Annotated in this window: 18 protein-coding genes; 3 read left to right on the top strand and 15 right to left on the bottom strand. The window is 63.5% G+C overall.

The window, feature by feature from the left end:
- Positions 1 to 6: 6 nt before the first annotated feature.
- The 8 genes from P3C39_RS17335 to P3C39_RS17300 all read right to left on the bottom strand — a co-directional run bounded on the left by P3C39_RS17335 (position 7) and on the right by P3C39_RS17300 (position 9,379).
- Positions 7 to 861: an ABC transporter ATP-binding protein gene (locus tag P3C39_RS17335; RefSeq protein WP_013532455.1), complete on the bottom strand. Its 855-nt coding sequence runs from the start codon at positions 859 to 861 to the stop codon at positions 7 to 9.
- Between the two features lie 142 nt (positions 862 to 1,003).
- Positions 1,004 to 2,017 (bottom strand): ABC transporter substrate-binding protein, encoded by a 1,014-nt coding sequence (locus tag P3C39_RS17330; protein ID WP_027163344.1) that lies wholly within the window; start codon positions 2,015 to 2,017, stop codon positions 1,004 to 1,006.
- 176 nt (positions 2,018 to 2,193) lie between these two features.
- A complete protein-coding gene (gene dapB / locus P3C39_RS17325) occupies positions 2,194 to 2,973 on the bottom strand; it encodes a 4-hydroxy-tetrahydrodipicolinate reductase (RefSeq protein WP_275953557.1) in 780 nt (259 codons plus the stop codon).
- 17 nt (positions 2,974 to 2,990) lie between these two features.
- A complete protein-coding gene (locus tag P3C39_RS17320; RefSeq protein WP_275953558.1) occupies positions 2,991 to 5,084 on the bottom strand; it encodes an ATP-dependent helicase in 2,094 nt (697 codons plus the stop codon).
- A gap of 97 nt (positions 5,085 to 5,181) precedes the next feature.
- Entirely contained in the window at positions 5,182 to 5,355 is a 174-nt protein-coding gene (locus P3C39_RS17315; protein WP_013532459.1) for a hypothetical protein, read from the bottom strand.
- A gap of 392 nt (positions 5,356 to 5,747) precedes the next feature.
- Positions 5,748 to 6,914, bottom strand: a complete 1,167-nt coding sequence (locus tag P3C39_RS17310) for a M20 aminoacylase family protein (RefSeq protein ID WP_275953559.1) — start codon at positions 6,912 to 6,914, stop codon at positions 5,748 to 5,750.
- A gap of 33 nt (positions 6,915 to 6,947) precedes the next feature.
- Positions 6,948 to 8,174 (bottom strand): Zn-dependent hydrolase, encoded by a 1,227-nt coding sequence (locus P3C39_RS17305; protein ID WP_275953560.1) that lies wholly within the window; start codon positions 8,172 to 8,174, stop codon positions 6,948 to 6,950.
- Positions 8,171 to 9,379 (bottom strand): diaminopropionate ammonia-lyase, encoded by a 1,209-nt coding sequence (locus tag P3C39_RS17300; protein WP_275953561.1) that lies wholly within the window; start codon positions 9,377 to 9,379, stop codon positions 8,171 to 8,173. Before P3C39_RS17300 ends, P3C39_RS17305 begins: the two co-directional genes overlap by 4 nt.
- A 72-nt stretch (positions 9,380 to 9,451) precedes the next feature.
- Here P3C39_RS17300 and P3C39_RS17295 point away from each other — a divergent pair, with 72 nt between their 5' ends.
- Together P3C39_RS17295 and P3C39_RS17290 are read left to right on the top strand one after the other, a co-directional pair.
- The gene (locus P3C39_RS17295) at positions 9,452 to 9,961 is read left to right on the top strand and encodes an Lrp/AsnC family transcriptional regulator (RefSeq protein ID WP_275953562.1); all 510 of its coding nucleotides are present in this window, start codon (positions 9,452 to 9,454) and stop codon (positions 9,959 to 9,961) included.
- An 81-nt stretch (positions 9,962 to 10,042) separates the two neighbouring features.
- Positions 10,043 to 11,185: an NAD(P)/FAD-dependent oxidoreductase gene (locus tag P3C39_RS17290; protein ID WP_275953563.1), complete on the top strand. Its 1,143-nt coding sequence runs from the start codon at positions 10,043 to 10,045 to the stop codon at positions 11,183 to 11,185.
- 26 nt (positions 11,186 to 11,211) lie between these two features.
- Here the strand turns inward: P3C39_RS17290 and P3C39_RS17285 are convergent, their stop codons facing one another.
- The 6 genes from P3C39_RS17285 to P3C39_RS17260 form a co-directional block, all read right to left on the bottom strand.
- Positions 11,212 to 13,320, bottom strand: coding sequence for a molybdopterin oxidoreductase family protein (locus P3C39_RS17285; RefSeq protein ID WP_275953564.1), 2,109 nt, complete (start codon positions 13,318 to 13,320; stop codon positions 11,212 to 11,214).
- Between the two features lie 214 nt (positions 13,321 to 13,534).
- Complete coding sequence (locus P3C39_RS17280) at positions 13,535 to 15,412, bottom strand: ABC-F family ATP-binding cassette domain-containing protein (protein ID WP_027162727.1); 1,878 nt, start codon at positions 15,410 to 15,412, stop codon at positions 13,535 to 13,537.
- Between the two features lie 124 nt (positions 15,413 to 15,536).
- Entirely contained in the window at positions 15,537 to 15,986 is a 450-nt protein-coding gene (locus P3C39_RS17275) for a MucR family transcriptional regulator (protein ID WP_013532467.1), read from the bottom strand.
- A 162-nt stretch (positions 15,987 to 16,148) separates the two neighbouring features.
- Positions 16,149 to 16,352, bottom strand: coding sequence for a hypothetical protein (locus P3C39_RS17270; protein ID WP_027162726.1), 204 nt, complete (start codon positions 16,350 to 16,352; stop codon positions 16,149 to 16,151).
- On the bottom strand, positions 16,345 to 17,271 hold the full coding sequence (locus P3C39_RS17265) for a DMT family transporter (protein ID WP_346016444.1): 927 nt from the start codon (positions 17,269 to 17,271) through the stop codon (positions 16,345 to 16,347). Before P3C39_RS17265 ends, P3C39_RS17270 begins: the two co-directional genes overlap by 8 nt.
- A 45-nt stretch (positions 17,272 to 17,316) precedes the next feature.
- On the bottom strand, positions 17,317 to 18,150 hold the full coding sequence (locus P3C39_RS17260) for a hypothetical protein (protein WP_024504290.1): 834 nt from the start codon (positions 18,148 to 18,150) through the stop codon (positions 17,317 to 17,319).
- Between the two features lie 110 nt (positions 18,151 to 18,260).
- Between P3C39_RS17260 and P3C39_RS17255 the strand changes: the two genes are divergently transcribed.
- The gene (locus P3C39_RS17255; protein ID WP_275953566.1) at positions 18,261 to 19,220 is read left to right on the top strand and encodes a LysR substrate-binding domain-containing protein; all 960 of its coding nucleotides are present in this window, start codon (positions 18,261 to 18,263) and stop codon (positions 19,218 to 19,220) included.
- A 96-nt stretch (positions 19,221 to 19,316) separates the two neighbouring features.
- Here the strand turns inward: P3C39_RS17255 and P3C39_RS17250 are convergent, their stop codons facing one another.
- Entirely contained in the window at positions 19,317 to 19,829 is a 513-nt protein-coding gene (locus P3C39_RS17250; protein ID WP_013532473.1) for a DinB family protein, read from the bottom strand.
- Positions 19,830 to 19,870 lie beyond the last annotated feature (41 nt).

Genomic DNA, 19,870 nt, shown 5'->3' with positions numbered 1-19,870 from the left:
CTCCTTTCAATGTCCGGTCTGCAAGGTCCGGCTCTGGCCGAGCTGCACTTCCTCGCGCAGATCGTTCCAGATCACCTTGGCAATCTCGACGAAGTTCGGGTCGTAGCGGATGTCGGCCATGACGCGCGGGCGCGGCAGGTCGATGCGGTAGACGCTCTTGACCGTGCCCGGCCCAGCGGTGAGCACATAGACCTTGTCGGCCAGCGCCACCGCCTCCTCTAGGTCGTGGGTGACGAAGACAACCGAGGATTTCTGCTCCGACCACAGATCCAGCAATTCGTCCTGCATGGCGGTGCGCGTCTGCATGTCGAGCGCGCTGAACGGCTCGTCCATCAAAAGGATCTTGGGCTGGTTGATGAAGGTCTGCGCCAGCGCGACGCGCTTGCGCATGCCGCCCGAAAGCTGGTGCGGATAGTGCTTCTCGAAGCGGCCGAGGCCGACGCGGGCGATCCAGTCGCGGGCGCGGTCGTAGGCCTGCGCCTTTGGCGTGCCGCGATAAAGTGGACCGGCGGCGACATTGTCGATGACACTGCGCCAGGGAAACAGCGCATCCGCCTGGAAGACAAAGCCGATGTCCCGGCTGATATCGGTGACCGGCGTGCCCATGACGCGGACATTGCCGGTCGTCGGCCGCAACAGGCCGGTGACCAGGTTGAGCGTCGTCGACTTGCCGCAGCCGGTCGGCCCGACGACGCAGGCGAACTCGCCGCGCGCCACGGTCATCGTGAAATCGCGGATCGCCGTCATCATGTGCCCGTCGGGCGTGACGAAACGCAAGGTCACATCATCGATGGCGATCGCGGCGTCGGCTTGTGGCGCGGCCTGAGACAGCTTCTCGGCCGCCATGGGTTGCACTTGCATGGCGCACTCCTGTCGCAATGGGGCAAGGGAGCCCGCGGCAGTGCCACGGATCTCCAGGTGTTCGGGAGGCCGCGCCGCTGCCTTGTTGATTCAAGCAGCCGGCGCAAGTCCTTGTTATTCAACGAGTGGTAGGCTGGCGCCGCTATTTGGCGGCGTCAACGAATTCGGTCGTGTAGGTCTTCGACAGGTCGATCTGCTTGCCTTGCAGGCTCTTCGAGAATGTCGAGAGAACCTTGAGCACGGTCGGCGGACCATCGGCCGGCATGCGGCCATCCGGCGTGAACATCGCCTTGCCGCCGGCCAGCCCCTGCACGTAAAGGTCCCGGTTGCCGGCATAATAATCCTTCGGCATCTTGTCGGCGATCTCTTCGGCCGAATGCGTGGCGATGAATTTCATCGTCTTGACGAAGGCATTGGCGAGCTTCTGTGCCTCATCCTTGTGGCCTTCCAGCCAGGAGGACTGGACATAGAAGGACGCCGCCGGATAGTCGCCGCCCAGCGCTTCCTTGGTCTTTTCGGGCGTGCGCATGTCGACCAGGATGCTTGCCTCGCCGGTCTTGAGCAGTTTGGCGATGGTCGGCTCGGTGGTCATGCCGGCCTGGATCTGGTCCTGCTTGACGGCGGCGATGAAGGTGTTGCCGGCGCCGACCGGCAGCAGCGTGTAGTCGCCGGGCTTCAGGCCGCTGCGCACGGCAAGATACTGGGTCAGGAAATCGGTCGAGGAGCCGAGACCGGTGACGCCGAGCGTGGCGCCCTTGAAATCGGCGGGCGACTTGATCTCCGGGTGCTTGGCGGAGACCAGCTCGACCTCACCAGGCGCTTGGCTGAACTGGACGATCGACTGGATGTATTTGCCCTTCGACTGCAGGTCGACGGTGTGATCGTAGAAGCCGACAACGCCTTGGACGGCACCGGCCAGCAGTTCATTTTCGGCCTCGACCCCGGCGCGCGAGTTGAGCAGTTCGACATCGAGCCCCTGGTCCTTGAAGTAGCCGAGCTGCTGGGTGAGCACGGCAGGCAGATAGATCTGCTTTTCCATGCCGCCGACGATGATGGTGATTTTGTCGGCAGCCGAAGCCACCGTGGCGCTTGTGGCTGCAATAGCAAGGGTTAGCGCCGCTGTGCGCAGGGCGCACTTCGAGATGAAACCGGTCACGAAACTTCCTCCACTTGGGCGGCGCGCCATCCCGGCTGCGCCGCATTCCTCCTTACCGGCCGCTCCCGCACCGGTCACACGGCGAACGCCGTAATGACTTCATGGCACGCCCAAGCTTTCAGCTGGCTTTCAGTCGTTTTAACGGCCGTTGAAATGGAATCCGTTGTGGCTGCCGGTCACGGAGCGCCGAAACCGAGAACGTCGCGCATGTCGTATTCGCCGGGTTGGCGCCCCGCCACCCAGAGCGCGGCGGCAATAGCACCACGGGCGAACATGATGCGGTCGCCGGCCGCATGCGACAGGGTTACAAGTTCGCCCTCGGTGCAGAAGCTGACGCTGTGCTCTCCGACGATGCTGCCGCCACGCAGCACCGCAAAGCCGATCTCACCGGGAGGCCGCGCGCCAATGGCGCCATCGCGTGCACGCCTTGCGACCGTCTCCAGATCGATGCCGCGTCCGCCGGCTGCGGCATGCCCCAGCATCAACGCCGTTCCCGATGGCGCATCGACCTTGTGGCGATGATGCGCCTCGACAATCTCCACGTCCCAGTCATCGGGGTCGAGTGCCCGCGCCGCCTGCTCGACCAGTCCGACCAGCATGTTGAGTCCGAGTGAAAAGCTGCCGGAGCGCACGATGGCAATCGTTTTCGCGGCGTCGGCGATCGCAGCCGATTGAGAAGCATCGAAGCCCGTAGAGCCTATGACCAGGGCCGGCCCGCCGCGCTCGGCGCAAATCCTGGCCAGGTCGACCGAGGCAGCCGGCGTGGTGAAGTCGATGACCACGTCGGCCACGGCAAGCGCCTCGTCGCGGCTCACCAGCCCTTCGCCGACACTGCCCGGCCGGTGAAAGCGGGCGGCGAGCGCCAGCCGCGCGTCGCCCTGCACGGCGTCCGCCATCTGACGGCCCATGCGGCCCAGCGCACCCGCGAGGGTTATCCTGACCGGTGGTTTCGACATGGAGCGCTATCCCGCGGCTATTTCCACATGCCGCGCATGCGTGCGCCGATGTCGACGCGCACCTCCGGCCGGGCCGCCCTGCCCTGTGCTGCCTGTGCGCTCGGCCACGACACCTGCTGGAATGCGGCAAGGATCGAAGCCGGGATGAAACGGGTGCGCGAGGCATAGAGATGGCGGTCGCCGCGCGCCGCCTGGCCATGTGGAAAGAAACGCTGCGGCATGACCAGGTTGAGATTGTCCTTGGCCCGCGTCATTGCCACGTAGAGCAGCCGGCGCTCCTCCTCGATGTCTTCCTTGCTGCCGACGCCGAGATCGGCCGGGATGCAGCCGTCGACCGTGTTGAGCACGAAGACATTCTTCCATTCCTGGCCCTTGGCCGAATGGATGGTCGACAGGATGAGATAGTCCTCGTCGCGATGCGGCGGCCCAGCCTGGTCGCTGGTGGCGTCCGGCGGATCGAGCGTCAGTTCGGTCAGGAAGCGCTCGCGCGAGGCATAGCCCGAGCCTATCTGCTCGAGTTGCAACAGGTCGGCCCGGCGCGTCGTCGCGTCCTCGTGGATGCGCTCCAGATGCGGCTCGTACCAAAGCCTGATCTGTTCGAGGTCGGCCGGCCATCTGGCGCCGGCGCGCAGGCCGGAATAGAGCGCGACGAAGCCAGGCCAGTCGTCCGCCGCGCGTTGCGGCGGACGCCAGCCGGCCAGCCCCATGGCCTCGTCCAGCGCCGTCGTCATGGTCTCGACGATCTGCGCGGCGGCCGAAGGGCCGATGCCAGGCAAGAGTTGCAATACGCGAAAACCGGCGACACGGTCGCGCGGATTTTCGGCAAAGCGCAGCACCGCCAGCACATCCTTGACGTGAGCGGCATCGAGAAACTTCAGGCCGCCGAATTTGACGAAGGGAATGTTGCGCCGCGTCAGTTCGATCTCCAGCGGCCCGCTGTGATGCGAGGCGCGAAACAGCACCGCCTGGGATTTCAGCGCTGTGCCCGCCTCGCGCTCGGCCAGGATCGCGTCGCAGACGAAATTGGCCTGCTCGATTTCGTCGCGCACGGTCACCAGTTTTGGCCTGTCGCTGGATTTGCGCTCCGACCACAGGTTTTTGGTGAAGCGCTCCGAGGCTTCGCCGATCACCGCATTGGCGGCAGCAAGGATGGTCTCGGTCGAGCGGTAATTGCGCTCCAGCATCACCACGTCGGCGGCTTGCGCGAACTGATTGGGGAAGTCGAGGATGTTGCGAACCTCGGCGGCGCGGAACGAATAGATCGATTGCGCATCGTCGCCGACCACCGTCAGCCCGGCGCCGTCGGGTTTCAGCGCCATGAGGATCGAAGCCTGCAGGCGATTTGTGTCCTGGTATTCGTCGACCAGCACATGGTCGAAACGCCCGCCCAGATGCGCTGCTATCTCGGGCTCCGCCGCCATCTGCGCCCAGTAGAGCAGCAAATCGTCGTAATCGAGCACGTTTTGCGCCTGCTTGGCCTCGACATAACCGGCGAACAATTCTTTCAGCTGCTCCGCCCAGCCGGCGCACCAGGGAAAGGCGGAACCCAACACCTCGTTGAGCGGCGCCTGCGCGTTGACGGCGCGCGAATAGATGGCAAGGCAAGTGCCCTTGGTGGGGAAGCGCGCTTCCGTCTTCGAGAAGCCGAGCTCGTGGCGGACCAGATTCATCAGGTCGGCGGAATCCTCGCGATCATGGATGGTGAAGGCCGGGTCGAGACCGATCTCCAGCGCATAGTCGCGCAACAGCCGCGCGCCGATGCCGTGAAAGGTGCCGGCCCAGGTCAGCGCATCGGTGATGACGGCTGCATCGCGGCCGAGCACCTCGCCGGCAATACGCTCGACGCGCCTGGCCATTTCGGATGCGGCGCGGCGCGAAAACGTCATCAGCAGGATGCGGCGCGGGTCGGCGCCCTTGACGATCAGATGAGCGACGCGATGCGCCAGCGTGTTGGTCTTGCCAGATCCGGCGCCGGCAATGACCAGCAACGGGCCGGCAATCTGACCGGCGCCGTGCTCGACGGCCTGGCGCTGGGCATCGTTCAGCCGCGCGAGATAGGCAGGCTGGACGGTCGGTTCCCGAAAGGTCGAATCAGCGGTGGCGAGGTTCATCGCCCATCAAGCATCGTTTCTGCTTTGTTCGCAACATCGATGCGGGCACACCTAACCCATGCAGGACTGGGGCCGGTCTGAAGAGAAGGGATCGCGGCTAGCGTTGTGGATCGACACCCATGTCGGCCGACTGCCGTCGCAAGGTCTCGCGATCGGGTTGCGACGGCGGCAACAGCAGCGGGTCGACCGTATCGGGCACGTTTTCGACCATCTTCCTGGCGATGCGATAAGTGACATAGGCGAAGGCGCCGGCGACGAGCAGACGGAACATGGTGCAACACTCCTTTGGAGCAGAACCAACCATAGAAACAGCCTTTGGTTCCCTTGCCAATCGTCCACGCGCGCAGTCGAAGATAGAGGGCGGTTCGCCGGCGCTCCCGATGCATTCTCGAGGCACCGCAAGCGGAACTTGGCCTTTGCGAGGTTCGCGTGCTGCCGCAACCCGCTGTGGCGTCCCGGACGAACTTTTGGAGAAGAAGGCCGGCGCCGCTTGGGAGGAGTGAAGCGCCGGCCAAGCGGATAATTAGGTCCGCCGCACAGGTAAGGCTAGCTGAGTCTTTCCCCTGCGTCATCGTAACATTGTTTTTGTTAACAGCGTATCTGCCCGCGACTCTACCCATATCCGGCTCGCGATACGCATGTTTGACAATCGTGACGCCGCGATCATCTCCCGGCCGCGAGCCTTTGCCTGACCAGCGCGACATGGAAATTCGTGCCGAACAACAGCCCCTCATCGTCGAAGTCGTAGCTGGAATTGTGCAGCGGCGCCGAACCCTCGCCATTGCCGAGGAAGGCGAAGCAGCCCGGCACATGGTCGAGGAAGCGGGCGAAATCCTCGGAGGCGGTCATCGGCTCGCGGGCGACGGCGATGTTGCCGGGTTCGAAGACGCCTCTGGCGGCGGCGAATGCGGCATCGACCAGTTCGGCATCGTTGCGCAGCGGCACGAACTCCCTGCTGTACTTGACCTCGGCGGTGACATTGTAGGCGGCGGCGATGCCCTCGGCGATAATGCGCATCTGCCGCTCGATCTCGGCGCTGACCTCGGGACGGAAGCTGCGCGCATCGCCGAGGATGCGGGCAAGACCGGGCAGAGCGTTGCGGGTGCCGTCGGTGATCAGCTCGGTCACCGAAACCACGGATATGTCGGCCGGACTCAGCCGGCGCGAGACGATGGTCTGCAGATTGGTTACCAGCGCGCAGGCGGCGACCAGCGTTTCGTTGCCCGTATGCGGCCGCGCGGCATGGCCACCGAGCCCTTTGAGCACGATCTCGAAGTTGTCCTCGGCCGACATTATGGGTCCGGCACAGGTCTCGAAATGCCCGATCGGCAGGCCGGGCATGTTGTGCAGGCCAAATATCTCGTCGAAGGGAAAGCGCTGCATCAGCCCATCGTCGAGCATGGCGAGCGCACCCCTGCCCCATTCCTCGGCCGGTTGGAAGACGAAGCGCACGATGCCGTCGAAACCGCCCTCACCGGCCAGCAGCTTTGCCGCGCCGAGCAGCATGGTGGTGTGGCCGTCATGGCCGCAGGCATGCATGATGCCGGGATTGCCGGACCGGTAAGATGCGTCCGATTGTTCTGATATGCGCAGCGCATCCATGTCGGCCCTCAGCGCAATCGCCCGGTTGCCGCTGCCGCGCTTCAGCGTGCCGACAACACCGGTGCCGCCGACGCCTTCGGTGACATCGTCCAACCCAAATTCGCGCAGTTTGGCGGCGACGAAGGCGGCGGTGCGCTTCTCCTCGAAGCCGAATTCCGGGTGTGCATGCAGATCGCGCCGCCAGAAGATCATTTCCTGCTTCAGCGCGTCGCGATCGAGTTCAGACATTCTTCTGCCCCTTCTGCTTCTGCCCCTTCTGACCTACTTTGCCAGTTGCGCGGCCACATCAAGCAGGATGTTGGCGCCGGCAACAAGCTCGGCGTCATCGGTGTGTTCGCGCGGACTGTGACTGATGCCGCCAACGCTCGGCACGAAGATCATCGCCGCAGGCGCGATACACGCCAGCATCTGCGCGTCGTGGCCGGCGCCTGATGTCATGCGCCTGACCCCGAGGCCACGGCGTTTCGCGGCGGCCTCGATTTGTTCGACGATGCGCAGGTCGAAGATCACCGGTTCGAAGCGGGCCAGTTGCTCGACCGAAACCGTCACGTTCTCAGCGGCGGCAAGCTGCTCGAGATGGGCGGCAAGCGCCGCTTCCGCCGCCTGCAGGCGCTGTTCGTCGGGATCGCGCAGATCGACGGTGAAGACCGCGCGCGAAGGGATGACATTGATGGCATTCGGCTCGAAGCGGATCGTGCCGACGGTGGCGACGGTCGGCGCGTTCGAGGCTTTGGTCCGGTCGAGCAGGAAGGTGATGACCCGGGCGGCGGCGTGGCCGGCATCGTTGCGCATCGACATCGGCGTGGTGCCGGCATGGTTGGCGACGCCGTCGATGGTGATGCGCTGCCAGGAGATGCCTTGCAGATTCTCCACCGCGCCGACCGGCAAGCCTTCGCGCTCCAGCACCGGCCCTTGCTCAATATGCAGTTCGAGATAGGCGTGCGGCGTGAGGAAGCCGGGCTCCCGGTCGCCGGCATAGCCGATGCGGGCAAGCTCCTGCCCGAGCACGCTGCCGTCGGTGCCAACGGCCGCCAGCACCGTTTCGGCATCGATGCCGCCGGCGTGGACCAGCGAGCCCATCATGTCGGGTGTGTAGCGTACGCCCTCCTCATTGGTGAAAGCGGCGACCGCGAGCGGGCGCGACGGCGAAAAGCCTGTCGCCTTGAGCGTCTCGATCACTTCCAGCCCGGCAAGCACCCCGTAGCAGCCGTCATAAATGCCGGCATCGATGACGGTGTCGATGTGCGAGCCGATGAGCAGCGGCGCTTGCCCGGTAATTTCCGGGTTTTGCCAGATGCCGAAAATGTTGCCGACCCGGTCGATGGCGACATCGAGCCCGGCCTGCCGAAGCCAGCCGACGAAGAGGTCGCGGCCCTGCCTGTCGGTGTCTGAGGCGGCCAGCCGGGTCAGCCTTCCCTCGCCATCCCGGCCAACAGCGCCGAGTTCGCGGATGCGGCCGAGCAGGCGCTGCGCATCGATGGCGATCATGCCGTTGCCTCGGCTGTCATCTTGCCTTCCAGCACATCGGCCGGGTTCATGCCAACCAGTTCGGCGTAGCGATGCGGGTCGGTGGCGCCTTCGGTGTTGATCACCAGCACCCGCGATTTGCCGTCGAGTTCAAGATCGGCCCGGTTGTCGGCCACCGCCCGGATCAGCCCGGCAAGGCCGACACCACCGCTTTCGCCGGCAACGATCACCGGGTCACCGCCGGCCGGCCAGGCCAGCCGCCGCATCACCGCGATGGCCTCGTCCTCATCCACCGTCATGAAGGCGTCGGCGGCGCGCGCCAGCACCCGCCAGGCGACCGGCGAGGCTTCGTAACATTCAAGCATGGCCATCACCGTCGGCTGGCCGTGCGCGACCTTGACCGGGCGCCCGACCTGGGCGGCTGCAAAAACACAAGCGGCACGCGCCGGCTCGACCACGATGAAGGTCGGCCTGGCGTCACCGAGCACGGTGGCCAGATGACCGGCCAGCGCGGCGGCAATGCCGCCGACACCGGCCTGCACGAAGACGTGGGTCGGCGTCCGAGGGAGTTGGCGCAAGGCTTCGCGTACGATCGCGGTATAGCCCTGCATGACCAGGCCGGGAATGCGCTCATAGCCCGGCCACGAGGTGTCGGAGACCACAGTCCAGTCCTTGTCGGCCGAAACCTGGGCAGCTTGCCTGACCGAATCGTCATAATTGCCGTGGACGCAGATCATCTCGGCGCCATAGCGGGCGATCGCCGCGATGCGCTCCTCGCTGACGCCGGCGTGGACGAAGATCGCCGCCCGCGCGCCGACGAGTTGCGCGCCTTGCGCGACGGAGCGGCCATGGTTGCCGTCGGTCGCACAGGCAAATGTCATCGCCGCGGCGACCGCCCGCACATCAGGCCGATCGAGATCGGCCACATCGAGGAGCCGGCCAAGGCGACTGCCGGCCTCCTCCAGCACCAGGCGGAAGACGGCATAGGCGCCGCCAAGCGCCTTGAAGCTGCCGAGGCCGAGGCGAAAGCCCTCATCCTTGATATGGATGGCGCCCAGTCCGAATTCGCTGGCGAGCGCCGGCAGTGCATGCAGCGGCGTCATCCGGTGATTGTCGCGGTGGCTGAGAAAACGCTCGACCGTGTCGGCTCCGGCCACGCCAAGGGTTTCGGCATCGATCGGATCGAGCGGCCGGCGGTGCGATGCGTTGCGGTTGAGCAGGAACATTGGCCGGTCCCGTTGGTCAGCGAGAACATATTGCAGGAGCAACGCAAAGAGCGCTGTAATATGGTCTCTTAAATGCAAGTTTGTTTCGTCCAGGATATTCCATTGCCTGCATTGCCGTCCTCGCTCGATAGTTTCGATCTCGCCATCCTTGCCATCCTGCAGCGCGACAACACGACGCCGCAGCGGTTGATCGGCGAGGCGGTGAACCTGTCGGCGCCGGCGGTGCAGCGCCGCATCAAGCGCATGGAGCAGACCGGCGTCATTGCCGGCAATGTCGCGGTCGTGGAGCCGTCGGCTGTCGGCCAGCCCATCACCATCTTCGTCGAGGTGGAACTCGAGAGCGAACGCGCCGAACTGATCGACGCGGCCAAGCGGCAGTTCTCGGCGACCCCCGAGGTCCAGCAATGCTATTACGTCACCGGCGAGGCCGACTTCATCCTGGTCATCACAGTGGCCGACATGGGCGCCTATGAGGCGCTGACGCGAAAACTGTTCTTCGACAGCAACAATGTCCGCAAATTCCGCACGTTCGTTGCCATGGACCGGGTCAAGGTAGGGTTGACGGTGCCTTTGCCTGTCTAAATATTTGTCGCGCGGCAGGCCTTTACTTTCCCACCATGTTTTTGACATTCTCGGGCTGTGAATTCTGCCGCGGAGGCGCGCTTGGACGACACCACCCCAGTTGCGATCATCGGTGCCGGGCCGGCGGGCCTGGCCATTGCCGCGTGCCTGCGGCAGAGCGGGCAGGATTTCGTCCTGCTGGAAAAGGAGCAGCAGGCCGCACCCGCCTGGCGACGCCACTATGAGCGCGTCCATTTGCACACGGCCAAGCGCTTTTCCTCGCTGCCCTTCGCGCCCTTTCCCAGGGACTATCCGCGTTATGTGCCGCGCGATCTCTTCGTCGACTATCTCGATGCCTATGCGCAACGTTTCGATCTGCGGCCGCGATTTGGAGAAACAGTGCGGGCGATCACCCGGCGGGGCAGAAGCTGGCTCGTGGATACGACGACCGGCCCCTTGCATGCTTCAAACGTTGTGATTGCATCTGGCAACAACGCAGAGCCGCTGATGCCCGGATTTGCCGGCGCCGATACCTTCAAGGGCCGAAAGCTGCATAGCGCCGACTATCGCAACGCAATGCCTTTCGCCGGTCAGTCGGTGCTGATCGTCGGCATGGGCAATACCGGCGCCGAGATTGCGCTCGATCTGGTGGAAGGCGGTGCGCGGCCGACGATTTCGGTGCGCGGCGGCGTTCATATCGTACCGCGCGAACTGCTTGGCGTGCCCATCCAGATGATCGGCATGGCGGCACGCCTGATGCCGCAGCGCATCAACGATGCCTTGTTTCCCATCATCCTCGATCTGGCGTTGGGCAGGCTCGGGAAATATGGGCTCAGGCGGCCGCAGCAAGGAATGTTGCAGCAGATCGTGCTCTCGTCGCGCATTCCGACGATCGATATTGGCACGGTGCGCAAGATCCGCGAAGGCGCGATCAAGGTCGCACCCGACATTGCCGAGATCACCGAACAGGGCGCCCGTTTTGCCGATGGCAAGCATGGCGAGTTCGATGCGATCATCTTCGCCACCGGCTTCCGGCCCGGCTACGCCAAATTGCTGGAGCCCGGCGTTCAGCCAGTGCGCAGCGGCGTCAATGCGAGGGCTTCAGAGCTTGGCCTCTATCTCATCGGCTTTCACAATCCGGTCACCGGATTGCTGCGCGAAATCTCGATCGAGGCCGAGCAGATCGCCGACGACATCAGTCTTAGGCGAAACCGAAAGAAGGTGGCCGAAGCCCTGCCGGTATAATTTGACGCGAGAGCAACTGAGTTCTCTCACCTTGCCGCGCGCAGCCAGACCTTGTTGTCGTGGAAGGCAGCACCCCCATAGGGCGCCGGCGCGTCGGCGCCGGTCAAAACGTTGATGCCCTCGCCGCGCTCATGGGCGCTGTTTGGCCAGATGCCTTCGGCGATCACCACGCCACGCTTGATGCCGTCGAACAGTTTTGCATGCAGCACGACTTCGCCGCGCTGGTTGCCGACCTCGACACGGTCGCCATCGGCCAGCCCAAGTGCCGCGGCATCGTCGGGATGTAGAAGCAGTTCCGGGCGGCCCTCCCTGGCTTTCGACACCGGTGTTTCCGAGAATGTCGAATTGAGGAAGTTGCGCGCCGGCGACGTCGTCAGCCGGAACGGGTGGGCTTCGTCGGCGACCTCGATCAGGTCGACATGGTCGGGGAATTCCGGCAGCCGCGCCACCGGGCCGAACAGGCCCATGCTTTTGGGCGGCCGGTTGGGCGCCGCCTGCCCGGTCCAGTCGGCGCGGAAGCGGAATTTTCCATCCGCGTGGCCAAATCCGTTGATGAAGTGTGCTGCCTCGAAATCCGGCTGCAGGTCGACCCATTTGTCTTGCTTCAAGCTTTCGAAACTGCCCAGCCCGCGCTTGCCCAGGATGATGTCGATATGCTGCTGCTCGGTCAGGCCGAAACCCGGACGGTCGGCGACACCGAGGCGATCAGCCAATTGCTCGATGACGAAATGGTTGGTGCGCGGTCCCTCCGGCGGCTCGATCAGCTTGGGGCCAAGCGTGATGTGCTGGTTGCCGCCGCCCTTGTAGACATCGTCGTGCTCGAGGAACATCGTGGCCGGCAATACGATGTCGGCAAGCTTGGCCGTGTCGGTCATGAACTGCTCGTGCACGCAAGTGAACAGGTCGTCGCGCAGGAAGCCTTGCGTCACCAGCCGCTGCTCCGGCGCGACATTCACCGGATTGGTGTTCTGGATCAGCATCGCCGTCACCGGCGGGCCACCATAGAGCGCATCGCTGGCACCGGTCAGCACCGGGCCGATGCGCGAATGGTCGAGATAGCGGATCGAGGGATCGCGCATCCTGGTGCCTTCGAGCACATCCTGGTTGAGCTTGAAGATGCCGGAATTGGAATGGAAGGCGCCGCCGCCCTCATATTGCCAGCTGCCGGTGACAGCCGCGATGCACGAGGCGGCATGCATGTTGACGGCGCCATTGCGCTGGCGTGCAAAACCATAGCCGAGGCGGAAATAGGTCTTCTTGGTCGTGCCGACGAGGCGGGCGAAGGCCTCGATCTCGGCAACCGTCAGGCCCGTGATCCCGGCCGCCCACGCCGGCGTGTGCGTCTCGAGATGCGCTTCCAGCCCTCTCGGGTCGTCGGTGTATTTCGAGAGATAGGCGCGGTCGGCCATGCCCTCCTTGAACAGCACATGCATGACCGCGCAGGCCAGCGCGCCGTCGGTGCCCGGCTTCAGCACCAGGCCGAGATCGGCCTGCTTCATCGTCGCGTTTTCGTAGACGTCGATGACGACGATCTTGGCGCCGCGCTCCTTGCGCGCCTTGATGGCGTGGGTCATGACGTTGACTTGGGTCACCACCGCATTGGTGCCCCAGATCACCACGCAATCGGATTTCGCCATCTCGCGCGGGTCCGGCCCGCGCAAGGCGCCGGCCCCCATCATCCAGCCCGTCCAGGCGAGATTGGTGCAGATCGACCCGAAAAAGCCGGAATATTTCTTGGCGTGGCGCAGCCGGTCGATGCCGTCGCGCTGCACCAGCCCCATCGTGCCGGCATAATAGTAGGGCCAGACCGTCTCCGAGCCGTAGCTCTCCTCGGCCGCAATGAACTTTTCGGCGACAAGGTCGAGCGCGGCCTCCCAACTCGCTTCCTTCCAGGTGCCGCCGCCCTTGGTGCCGGCGCGGATCAGCGGCTTCAGCAAACGGTCGGGATGGTGGACGCGGTCGGCATAACGCGCGACCTTGGCGCAGACGACGCCGGCCGTGTAGCTGTTGGACTTGGCGCCATGGACGCGGCCGATCCGATTGCCGTCGAGCAGTTCGACCTCGAGCGCACAGGTCGACGGGCAATCATGCGGACAGGCGGAATGGCCGATTCTGAGCTTGGCGTGCTGGTTCATGGGGCATGTCTAGCGGGTTTCGAATGCGGCGTGTAGGGCCAGATAGGGCCTTCCCTTCTCCCCTTGTTCTTGTGGGAGAAGGTGGATCGGCGCAGCGCCGAGACGGATGAGGGGTGTTCCAGCGGAGTGAGACGTTGGCGTTTCCTGGAACACCCCTCATCTGTCGCCTTCGGCGACACCTTCTCCCGCAGGGGAGAAGGAAGGAACAGTCTCCTTATTCCGCCGTGCCCTCCTCATACTCTGCCGACATGGACAGCCACTTTTCCTCGTGGCCGGCCAGCGTCTGGGCCAGTTGCGAGCGCTCCTTGGCCAGCCGGGTCGCTGTCGAGGGATCCTTTTCGTACACCGCCGGATTGGACAGTTCGTCCTCGATGCCGTCGATGCGCTTGCGGATGCGGTCCATCAGCGCTTCGGTGGCGCGGATTTCCTTGGCCAGCGGCTCGAAGGCGGCGCGGCGTGCCGCCGCATCGCGACGGCGGTCGGCCTTTGATGCCTTGTCGGCCTCGCGCTTGCCGCGGCGGTCGCCGGACACGCCGGTGACCAGCGTCTTGTAGTCTTCCAGATCGCCGTCATAGGGGTTGACCGCGCCGTCCTTGACCAGCCACAGCCGGTCGGCGGTTGCCTCGAGCAGATGGCGATCATGCGAGATCAGGATGACGGCGCCAGGGAATTCGTTCAACGCATGGATCAGCGATTCGCGGCTGTCGATGTCGAGATGGTTGGTCGGTTCGTCGAGGATGAACAGGTTCGGCCCCTCGAAGGCCGACAGGCCCATCAGCAGCCGCGCCTTCTCGCCGCCCGAAAGATCCTTGGCGGCGGTGTTCATCTTCTCGGTGGTGAGGCCGAACTGGGCGACGCGGCCGCGTACCTTCGATTCCGGCGCCTCCGGCATCAACCGGCGGACATGCTCGTAGGCGTTTTCGTCCGGCCGCAGATCGTCGAGCTGATGCTGAGCGAAGATCGCCACCTTCAGCCCGGGCGCCACCGTCATGGTGCCGCTCTCCTGCTTCAACCGGCCGGACAGCAGTTTGGCGAAGGTCGACTTGCCGTTGCCGTTGGCACCGAGCAGCGCGATGCGGTCGTCGGCGTCGATGCGCAGCGTCATCTTCTTAAGGATCGGCTGCCCCTCGGTGTAGCCGACATTGACGTTGTTCAGCGCCACGATCGGCGAGGCCACCGTCTTCACCGGCTCGGGGAAGGAGAACGGCCGCACCGAGTCGTTCACGAGGGCCGCGATCGGCTTCATCTTTTCCAGTGCCTTGATGCGCGACTGTGCCTGTCTCGCCTTGGAGGCCTTGGCGCGGAACCGTTCGACGAAGGATTCCATGTGCTTGCGCGCGGCTTCCTGCTTGACGCGGCCCTTCTCCTGCAATTCCTTCTGTTCGGTGTATTGACGCTCGAACTGGTCGTAGCCGCCGCGCCAGAAGGTCAGCTTCTTCTGGTCGAGGTGAACGATCGAGTTGACGGCGCGGTTGAGCAGGTCGCGGTCGTGCGAGATCAAAAGCACGGTGTGCGGATATTTCGACACGTAGTTTTCCAACCACAGCGTGCCTTCAAGATCGAGATAGTTGGTCGGCTCGTCGAGCAGCAGCAGATCGGGCTCGGCAAACAGCACCGCGGCGAGCGCCACGCGCATGCGCCAGCCGCCGGAAAAGGAGGAGGCCGGACGCCGTTGCGCAGCGTCATCAAAGCCGAGGCCGGCGAGAATGGTGGCGGCGCGGGATTCGGCTGAGTGCGCGTCGATGTCGGCAAGCCGCATATGGATGTCGGCGATGCGGTGCGGATCGGTCGCCGTCTTTTCCTCTTCGAGCAACGCCGTGCGTTCGAGATCGGCCTTGAGCACGATCTCGATCAGCGCATCCTCGGTGCCTGGCGCTTCCTGCGCCACCTGGCCGATGCGGGTGCTCTTCGGCAGGCTGATCGAGCCTGTCTCGGACGGGAAATCGCCGGTAATGGCCTTGAACAGCGTCGTCTTGCCGGTACCGTTGCGGCCGACAAGGCCGGCTTTGGTGCCGGCCGGCAAGGTCAGCGAGGCATGGTCGAGAAGCAGGCGTCCGGCCATGCGGAGCGATAGGTCGTTGATGATCAGCATGGCCGCGCTTTTGCACCGGACATCAACGCTTCGCAAGGCCTTGCGGGCCAGTTGGCCGCACAAGGCCTCGAAACGACGCCCGCGAGGGCGCCGTCAAAGCAGCCGAACGGTGGCTTGCCTGCTCTCAGGCAGTCGCCTTGCGCTTCGTTGCCTTGGCGACAGCGGCCGGCGCTGCTGCCGGCTTGCGGCCCAGTCCCGTCGACTTTGCCAGCGCCGATCGCGTCGCCGAGTAGTTTGGCGCAACCATCGGATAGTCCGGCGGCAAGCCCCATTTGGCCCGATAGTCGTCCGGGCTCAGGCCGTAGTCGGTCCGCAGGTGCCGCTTGAGCGACTTGAACTTCTTTCCGTCCTCAAGGCAGATGATGTAGTCGGGAAATACCGACTTCTTCGGATTGACTGCCGGAACCAGGTTTGGTGTTTCCGCGACAACTGCACCAGCGAGCTTGCGAACCGAAGCACTGACGCTGGCAATCAACTCAGGCAGGCCGGAAGCCGGAAGGGGATTGTTGCCTACATAGGCCGAGACAATATCGGCCGTCAGCTCGATAACGGTCTTATCATCGATATTTGACAATTCTTTCACCTTATTTGCGACAAAATCCTCCACCCCAGCGAAGACTTGTGTCGATGTATCTCTTTAACCGCGTCCCCCAACGGACCGCCAAGTCTCATAAAAGAATGAAGAATCGGCCAAAATAGCATTCATGCGAAATCGACGCCGTGCAAATTAGAAAATCTAATACTTGGAACCAGCAGACTTAGCGGCAGGACTTTCGTCCAATATCTCCAGAATACGCTTCCAGCGGGCGCAGCGCGCGAAATCCTTTTGTTCTATCGCCTTTTCGGCCCTCATCGCGGCGTAAAGCGGTGCCTCGACGCCGAATTCGTCGATCAGCCAATGCGCTTCCTGAATGGCCAGACGCTCATTCTCGTCAAACATGGTTTTCGGCCTCCGAACGTTCCACACCGACCGCGACACAACTGCCGATGACGAGGATGGCTCCGACAATGGCCGTCACCGTCAGCCGTTCGCCGGACAAGGTCAAAAGCAGGGTCGAGGCGATCGGCGTGAGATAGGCGACCACCGCGACCCTGCCGCTGCCTTCAAGCTTCAAGGCGCGCGACCAGAAATAGTAGCCCAAGCCCATCGGACCGGCGCCGAGATAAAGGCCGAGAGCCAGGTCCGCGCCGATGGGCCAGGTGAAACCGTCGCGAGCGCACCACAGAAACGTCAAAGCGACGCCGATCAACGATGAGGGCAGCAACAGGCGATCGGCTGGGGTGGCGACCCGTCCCACCATGATCGAATATAAGGCCATGCACAGCGCCGACCCGAATGCGGCGAGATATCCGACCAGATCGCCCTCGAACCAGGATTGGTTGCGCCCTCCCGAAATCACCAGTGCGACGCCGATGAAGCCTACCACCGCGGCGAGACCCAACAGTGCCGGACGCCGCGGATTTTCCAAGGCAATGACTGCCGCCGCGACCATCAACGGCCAGGTGTAGGCGACCAGATTGGCCTCGATCACCGGCATCGAAGCGAAGGCGATGTATTGCAGCACCATGGTGCCGACCAGACCGATGAAGCCGACCGCGAGAGAGATGAACGCCGCCCCGGCCGTGACCGGTGCTACTCTTTTCAGGCTCATCAATCGGATGGCGGCGAAGACGAGTGCAGCGCCTGCAAATTGCAGGAACTGGACCTGCGACACCGGGTGGCCGGCCAGCAGGGATTTGCCGACCAGGGCATTGGTGGACCACAACGCCACCGCACCGGCAGCGAAGACCAACGCGGATATCGAGCCGGATCCCTGCCGAAACAATCGGCATGGGATTCTATTTTGCTGTTCGACCATGATCCTGTCCGAAAACCGGTTCCGACTTTTCGGGATCATGGTTCACTACCATGATTCCCTGGCTCCGCCCGGAACCGGAGCATCGACGGCGGCGGGCACGGGATGCTCCGCCTCGAACCGACGGTAGGCCGGGAGCTGGTTGGTCCAGACATCTTCGGCCAGTTCGCTGACCCACTCACGGTCGTGGTCATTGTCGGCGGCGAGATAGAACATTCTGTTGTCGTCGACATAGGGTTTGGCCACCGAGCGCTGGTTGAGCACCAGCGTGACGCGCTCGCCGAACCGGATCGGCGCGGTGCGATGCAGGACGCCCAGGAACTGGCCGAGCGTCGCGTAGTTCATCTTGTGATCGATGCGCATGACACTGTTGCGCGGGATCTCGCGGCCGGATTCGAGAATGGCGCGGCCGGTTTCGGAGTCGTCGCAATAGATTTCGAGGTGGCCGCCGACCAGCGGATTGCTGATCGACAGCGGAATGAGCTCGGTGACCGGAACGCCATCGCAATGCCACTCCACGGCGCCGTCCCTGGGATTCATGAAGGTGACCGTCGAGCCGACGATCGACAGCGGATAGGGCTCCAGCTTGGTGCCCATCATGTCGGACAGCCGCTCCAGGCGCAGCTTGTCATGCAGCAATTCCCTGATCTCGGGGATGAAACGGTCGGCCCCGGTGATGAAGGTCAGATCGAGGTGCTTGTGCACGGCATGGCTGGCCTTGAGCTTCAGGGCAGCCTCCTCGATCGCGGCAAGCAGTGCCGGGTCATAGCCGTGCAGATATTGCGCGACACCGAAACTCGACACTTTCCAGGCGGTTTCATGGCCGATAATGGCTTCGCGGCTCATCGCATAACGCAGTTCGGGAATGGTATGGGCGTTCATTGTACTTCTCCAGGATGGGGGCAACACTTGGTAAACAGTCGATTAATTCACCCACCCCTGTAAAATTAGGAATGCTGGTGCTAGTGTAAGCCAAGCTTAAGGTCGAAACCGTGCGTCTGCTCAGTCAGGTCAACCTCAATTCGCTGAAAATCGTGGAAAGTGCTGCAAGGCACGGTAATTTCACGCGCGCCGGTGAAGAACAGTTTATTACCGCTTCAGCGGTCAGCCAGCGCGTGAAAAGCCTGGAGGATCAGCTTCGTTTCAAGATTTTCCAGCGCGGCGGCAATGCGGTGTCGTTGACGCCGGAGGGCGAGACCTATGTCTCGCGCGTTCGCGAGGCGCTGGAGCGAATCGTCGCGGCCAGCATGGAAGCGACCGGGCAATCGCAGGAGCATGTGCTAAAAATATCGGTGCTGCCGACCTTTGCGGCACGCTGGCTGTTTCCGCGCCTGCCGCTGTTCCAGCAGCAATATCCCGATATCGTGATGCGGGTCTCAACCTCCTACGCGACGCATGAGCTCACGGCCTCGGAATTCGATCTCGAAATCCGTTATGGCGACGGTCACTTTCACGGGCTGCAATCCGATCTGCTGTTTCGCGAAGACCTGACACCGGTGTGCAGCCGCAAGCTGTTCCACGAAGTCCTCGGCGACAAGCGGCTGTCGAAGGTGACACCGGACGACCTCAAGCACTTCACCCTGCTGCATTCCGACTCCTGCACCCAGAATTGGCAGTCCTGGCTTGGTTTCGCCGGCGCCAGCTTCGTGCTCAGCGAGACCAAGAGCATCTATTTCGACTCGTGCATGATGTCCTACGAGGCAGCCAATTCCGGGATGGGCTTTGCGGTGGCCAACCGTGCCTATATGGCCAGCGACATTCGCGCCGAAAGGCTGGTGGCTCCCTTCGCCGTCCATCATCCGAACACGGCTGGCTGGTATTTTGTCTCTCCGCTGAAAGGCCTTGCCGCACGCAAGGTCCAGTTGTTCAAACAGTGGGTCATGGCGGAAGCGGCCCTGACCCAGTCCCAGTTGGACAACGAAATCAGGGGCGAGGCTTCGACGGCTGCCTGAATCCATCCGGTGCCTACTGATGCAAAGACGATGCTGCAGCACAAAATGCAGCGATGGTCGGCACAACCTTCGGACTGGCTACGCCAACGCCACCGATCAGGCGAAAGCCCTGCCCTCCTCGGTCCGCTGGAAAAGCATCAGGTCCAACCCCAGGCTTGGCCGTCCCAGGATGGTCAAGATCGTATGCGCCTGGCCGCGATGGTGGGTCTGGTGGTTGAAGACATGGTCCAGCGCCGGCGCCAGCCTTTGCGAGACGGTGCGCATGTCCGAGACGGTCATGTAGGTGAACCGGCCCGTCAACGCCTTGTCATTGAGGCCGCCGACCCAATCGATGATCCGCCTGTCCTCGGCTTCACGCGCCGCCCGCAGGCCGGTCAACCCCCGATGCAGGATAGCGTCCAGTGTCGTCGGCGCGTCGCCCTCCCCGGTGAAGCGCTTCATCCAGATGCGGTCGGCAGTCAAAAGGTGGTTGAGCGTGCCCATCATCGAGCCGAAGAAGGCGCCGACATCGCGGTTGAATTCCTCATCATCGAGTTCGGCGGCGGCATCATAGATGCGACCGTTGGCCCATTGATTATAGGCCGCAAACATCATGAAATGCTGTCTCATGGCTTCCCTCGGCTCGCGTCGATGCGGGGCCTACCTAACCC

Source organism: Mesorhizobium sp. XAP4, from assembly GCF_029269325.1.
Classification (GTDB): Bacteria; Pseudomonadota; Alphaproteobacteria; order Rhizobiales; family Rhizobiaceae; genus Mesorhizobium; species Mesorhizobium ciceri.
This window is presented reverse-complemented; position numbering and strand designations above follow the sequence as displayed.

Excerpts from the sequence above, each read along its gene's own strand:
- P3C39_RS17295 (WP_275953562.1), top strand. The coding sequence starts at position 9,452 with ATGCAAGTTTGTTTCGTCCAGGATATTCCATTGCCTGCATTGCCGTCC.
- P3C39_RS17305 (WP_275953560.1), bottom strand. The coding sequence starts at position 8,174 with ATGATCGCCATCGATGCGCAGCGCCTGCTCGGCCGCATCCGCGAACTC.
- P3C39_RS17260 (WP_024504290.1), bottom strand. The coding sequence starts at position 18,150 with ATGAACGCCCATACCATTCCCGAACTGCGTTATGCGATGAGCCGCGAA.
- P3C39_RS17315 (WP_013532459.1), bottom strand. The coding sequence starts at position 5,355 with ATGTTCCGTCTGCTCGTCGCCGGCGCCTTCGCCTATGTCACTTATCGC.
- P3C39_RS17250 (WP_013532473.1), bottom strand. The coding sequence starts at position 19,829 with ATGAGACAGCATTTCATGATGTTTGCGGCCTATAATCAATGGGCCAAC.
- P3C39_RS17310 (WP_275953559.1), bottom strand. The coding sequence starts at position 6,914 with ATGTCTGAACTCGATCGCGACGCGCTGAAGCAGGAAATGATCTTCTGG.
- P3C39_RS17320 (WP_275953558.1), bottom strand. The coding sequence starts at position 5,084 with ATGAACCTCGCCACCGCTGATTCGACCTTTCGGGAACCGACCGTCCAG.
- P3C39_RS17335 (WP_013532455.1), bottom strand. The coding sequence starts at position 861 with ATGCAAGTGCAACCCATGGCGGCCGAGAAGCTGTCTCAGGCCGCGCCA.
- dapB (WP_275953557.1), bottom strand. The coding sequence starts at position 2,973 with ATGTCGAAACCACCGGTCAGGATAACCCTCGCGGGTGCGCTGGGCCGC.
- P3C39_RS17300 (WP_275953561.1), bottom strand. The coding sequence starts at position 9,379 with ATGTTCCTGCTCAACCGCAACGCATCGCACCGCCGGCCGCTCGATCCG.
- P3C39_RS17285 (WP_275953564.1), bottom strand. The coding sequence starts at position 13,320 with ATGAACCAGCACGCCAAGCTCAGAATCGGCCATTCCGCCTGTCCGCAT.
- P3C39_RS17270 (WP_027162726.1), bottom strand. The coding sequence starts at position 16,352 with ATGTTTGACGAGAATGAGCGTCTGGCCATTCAGGAAGCGCATTGGCTG.
- P3C39_RS17265 (WP_346016444.1), bottom strand. The coding sequence starts at position 17,271 with ATGGTCGAACAGCAAAATAGAATCCCATGCCGATTGTTTCGGCAGGGA.
- P3C39_RS17280 (WP_027162727.1), bottom strand. The coding sequence starts at position 15,412 with ATGCTGATCATCAACGACCTATCGCTCCGCATGGCCGGACGCCTGCTT.